Annotated in this window: 3 protein-coding genes; 2 read left to right on the forward strand and 1 reads right to left on the reverse strand. The window is 53.5% G+C overall.

Annotated features, from left to right (window positions below; translation table 11 throughout):
- Positions 1–114 precede the first annotated feature (114 nt).
- Entirely contained in the window at positions 115–2,295 is a 2,181-nt protein-coding gene (gene metG, locus BUE76_RS07370) for a methionine--tRNA ligase (RefSeq protein WP_073040946.1), read from the reverse strand.
- 239 nt (positions 2,296–2,534) lie between these two features.
- On the opposite strand from metG, the gene BUE76_RS07375 reads away from it, so the two are divergent.
- Complete coding sequence (locus tag BUE76_RS07375; RefSeq protein ID WP_073040371.1) at positions 2,535–3,572, forward strand: S66 peptidase family protein; 1,038 nt, start codon at positions 2,535–2,537, stop codon at positions 3,570–3,572.
- 121 nt (positions 3,573–3,693) lie between these two features.
- Positions 3,694–4,600: S66 peptidase family protein (locus BUE76_RS07380; protein WP_083639301.1), on the forward strand; the 907-nt coding region annotated here is incomplete at its 3' end.

The following is a 4,600-nucleotide window of genomic DNA, read 5'->3' on the forward strand; positions in this document are numbered from 1 at the left end:
ATAATTGGTAACCAATTCAACTCCTAAGCCAATCCAGAAACGACGTTGAATGTAATAAAACACACAAGCCCTGCATTGCAGGGCTTGTGTGTTTATAGGATAGTTATACAAAGCTTACTTCACACCCGAACCCGGAATGGTGAGTGCGTCGGGGCCTACCAAGATCAGGGATCCGTCTGGCTGTTCGGCCGACAGGATCATGCCCTGGCTTTCGATACCGCGCATTTTGCGGGGCGCCAGGTTGGCTACAACAATTACCTGTTTGCCTGCCAGCGACTCGGGGGTAAAATGCTGCGCAATACCCGACACGATGGTGCGGGTTTCGGAGCCCATATCCACGGTGAGCTGGAGCAGCTTGTCTGCCTTGGGTACTTTCACGGCTTCCCTGATGGTGCCAATGCGGAGGTCCAGCTTGGCGAAATCGTCGTACTGGATTTCGGATTTGGCTTCGGGGAGCGGGTTGCCGGTTGCTGGTTGCCCGTTGCCAGTTGGCTGTTGTCCGTTGTCTGTCGTCTGTGGTGCGTTTGCTTGCTCTTGTTCCATCCTTGATTTTTCCAGTGCTTTATTCAGTTTCTCTACCTGGTAGGCCACTTCGCTGTCTTCAATTTTGCGGAAGAGCAGCTCGGGGGCACGCAGGCTGTAGCCTACGCTCAGCAGCTTCAGCGAGCCGGCATTTTCCCATTCCAGCATACGGTCTACCACCTTCATCTGTGTACACATTTTACGGGCGGTGTTGGGCAGGAAGGGGTTGATCAGTACCGCCAGGTTGGCGCAAAGCTGCAGGCAGAGGTGCAGGCAGTTGTCGATCTTGGCCTGTGCTTCGGCTGTGGGCTGTCCGTCTTCACCTGTCTGTTTCGCTTTAATCCAGGGCTCCTGCTCCTGCATGTAGCGGTTGCCTTTGCGGGCCAGGTCAATCACTTCAAAAAGGGCATCGCGGAACTTATAGGTTTCCAGCAACTCTTCCACCTTGGCTGCGGAAATACCGATCTCGGAGATCAGGCCTTTGTCGGCTTCAGCAATGATGTCGTTGTGAAACTTGGGCACTTTGCCACCACACAGCTTGTGCATCAGCACGAAGGTGCGGTTCACATAGTTGCCAAAAATGGCTACCAGTTCGCTGTTCACCGCATCCTGGAATCCTTTCCAAGAAAAGTCGCTGTCTTTGGTTTCGGGCAGGATGGTGGTGAGGTAATACCGCAGGGCATCGGCCAGCTGGGGGCCGCCATTTTCTTTTTTGATAAAATCATCAATAAAGTCCTGCATGTCGAGTTTCCAGCCACGGCTGGTGCTCATCTTGTCGCCTTCCAGGTTCATGAACTCGTTGGCGGGTACGTTCTCGGGTACCTGGTAGCCATGCAACTTGAGCATGGTAGGGAAGATGATGCAGTGAAAAACGATATTGTCCTTACCTACAAAATGCACCAGCTTGGAGTCGGCGTCTTTCCAGTAGGGCTCCCAGTCTTTGTCATTGTCTTTTGCCCACTGCTTGGTGGCGGAGATATAACCGATGGGCGCATCAAACCACACATACAGCACTTTGCCTTCGGCATCGGGGAGGGGCACTTTTACACCCCAGTCGAGGTCGCGGGTAACGGCGCGGGGTTGCAGGCCGTTGTCGATCCAGCTTTTGCACTGGCCCAGCACGTTGGCCTTCCAGTCGGCGGCATGGTCTACGGTTATCCACTGGCGCAGCCAGTCTTCGTGGCGGTTCAGGGGCAGGTACCAGTGTTTGGTAGCCTTCTTCACCGGCGGGTTGCCGCTGAGGGTGCTCACGGGATTGATCAGTTCGTCGGGGCTCAGCGAGGTGCCGCACTTTTCGCACTGATCGCCAAAGGCACGGTCGCTGCCGCAGTTGGGGCAGGTACCTTTTATGTAGCGGTCGGCCAAAAAGGTTTGGGCCTGCTCGTCGAAGTATTGTTCTGTTTCCTTTACCTCCAGCTCATTGCGGTCGTTGAGGTAGGTAAAAAACTCCTGCGTGGTTTCGTGGTGGATGGGGTTGGAAGTACGGTCGTAAATATCAAAGGAGATCGAAAGGTCTTCGAAGTTCTCCTTCATGATGGTGTGGTACTTATCGATGATGGCCTGGGGCGTGGTGCCTTCCTTCATGGCCTGGATGGGAATGGCGGTGCCATGCTCGTCGGAGCCGCACACATATACCACATCGCGTTTTTGGGCACGCAGGTAGCGTACGTAAATGTCGGCTGGAATATAGGCGCCGGCCAGGTGCCCGATATGTTTCTGCCCGTTGGCATAGGGCAGGGCCGAAGTGATCAAATATCTTTTGGGTTGATTCATGCGCTTGTTTTTTCCGAAAGGTTTACCTGGTTGTGCAACCGCTGCCTGACTGTTGCCTGGAAATGGTGCAAACAGCAATAAAGTTGTGTAAGAAACCAGGAGCCTGACCTGTTTTTTGTACCGGTTAAGGCTGTATCCGGCCGCCAAAAATACCGTAAATCACGGGCATCAGCCAAATGACCCATTTAGGTTAGCCATGCAGGGTGATATTTTTTAATTTGTCGCCTCATTATTCCCTTATGAACCGCAAGCAATTTGTACAGGCGTTGGGCCTGTTGCTGGGAACGGTTCCCATACTAACTGCAACATCCCAAACTACTGCTGCCAGGCTGCCGGGCGCCTGCGTGCAACCGCCTTTCCTTTTTCCCGGATCAGTAATAGGTATCACCGCTACATCGGGCGCTGTTTCCACCGATGCCATCAGTGCCGGTATACAGTTGGTTCGCAGCTGGGGTTACCAGGTAAAGCTTGGCCGCACCATCGGAACACGCAACGGCTATTTCAGCGGCACCGATGAAGAAAGGGCTGCCGACCTGCAGGACCTGCTCGACGATCCGCAGGTAAATGCCATCTGGTGTGCCCGCGGTGGCTACGGCCTGGTGCGGATCATCGACCAACTGGACTGGACCGGCTTCAGGAAGCATCCCAAGTGGATCATTGGTTTCAGCGATGTAACGGTGTTGCACTGCCAGTTGCACCGCATGGGTTTTGCCAGTATCCATGGACAAATGCTAGCAGAAGCAAATACTGGCTTTGTTCAAACAAAGCAGGTACTTGAAGGCAGGCCGCCATTGTACCAAACAGCGCCCCTTGCCGCCAACAAAACAGGCATTGGAGAGGGCTTGCTGGTTGGTGGTAACCTGAAGTTGCTGGAAACCCAGGCAGGTACGCCAACCGACCTGGACACGCGGGGCAAGATCCTGTTTATAGAAGACGTTAACGAAACCCTCTACAATATCGACCGGATGTTGTGCAACCTGAAACGATCGGGAAAACTGGCCGAGCTGGCCGGTTTGATCGTGGGTGGCTTTGGCCTGGCGAAAGGCGAAACAGCTGCCAATTTTGGCCGGTCGGTAAGTGATATGGTGCTGGAACATACCAGCGGTTATGCTTACCCGGTATGCTTTGATTTTGCCGTAGGGCACCAGCCTGCCAACTGGCCGCTAAAATGTGGCGTGCCCCATAAGTTGGAAGTTACGGGGCGGATAGTACGGTTGGTTGAACTGAACGATGCGCAACCTGCCAACCAAGTAGTGCTGGTAAGGGGAAATGACTGAACCTGGTTCTTTTCATTGGCAAACGAACAGGGCCGCTTCTGTGGCTGGCGGCCCTGTTTTTAACGACATTCAACTATCTTCCGGCCCTGATGTTTATCCTTACCCATCTAATTCAGGCCGCATGATCACCATACCTCCCTACCTACAACAAGGCGACACCATTGGCATTGTTGCGCCAGCCGGTTTTATGTCCTTTGAAAAGATTCATACCTGTATCGATGTCCTCGGCGACTGGGGCTATACCGTGCTGCTGGGTGAAACGGTACACAGCGAATCAACGAATTATTTTTCTGGCACCGATGAAGCACGTGCCGCCGACCTGCAGGCCATGCTGGATAACAAGGAGGTGAAAGCCATATTGTGTGCCCGGGGCGGTTATGGCCTAAGCCGCATTATCGACGATCTGTCGTTTAAAAAATTTGCCAAACACCCCAAATGGATCGTTGGCTTTAGTGATATAACCGTGCTGCATGCCCATTTATACAACAACTATAAAATAGCATCCCTGCATGCACCCATGGCGGCCGCCTTTAACGATGAAGGCCACCTGACGCCCTTTGTCCAATCTTTGAAAGAGGCTTTGTCGGGTGAACCTGCCAACTACCGTTGCGATGCACATGCCTTCAACCGAGTTGGTGATGCGGAAGGCAACCTGGTGGGCGGCAACCTGACCCTGGTGGCGCACCTGCTGGGTACCGCATCGGAACTGAATACCAAGAACAAGATCCTGTTCCTGGAAGATGTAGGGGAGTACCTCTATAATATCGACCGGATGATGCTGCAGCTCAAACGCAGCGGCAAACTGGAAAGATTGGCGGGCCTGGTAGTGGGCGGTTTTACGGAAATGAAAGATACCATCAGGCCCTATGGAGCCTCTGTGTACGAAATCATTCAAGACTTTGTAAAAGACTACGACTTTCCCGTTTGCTACGATTTCCCGGTTGGCCACGACCGGCAGAACTATGCCCTGAAACATGGCGTGGCGCACAAACTGGTGGTGGATGAGGCGGGGGTGCGGCTCAGCGAGG

Origin of the sequence: Cnuella takakiae (genome assembly GCF_001953305.1) — a bacterium.
GTDB lineage: Bacteria > Bacteroidota > Bacteroidia > Chitinophagales > Chitinophagaceae > Flavisolibacter > Flavisolibacter takakiae.

Bases quoted from the DNA above. Each gene is read 5' to 3' on its own strand.
- metG (WP_073040946.1), bottom strand. From the start codon at position 2,295: ATGAATCAACCCAAAAGATATTTGATCACTTCGGCCCTGCCCTATGCC.
- BUE76_RS07375 (WP_073040371.1), top strand. From the start codon at position 2,535: ATGAACCGCAAGCAATTTGTACAGGCGTTGGGCCTGTTGCTGGGAACG.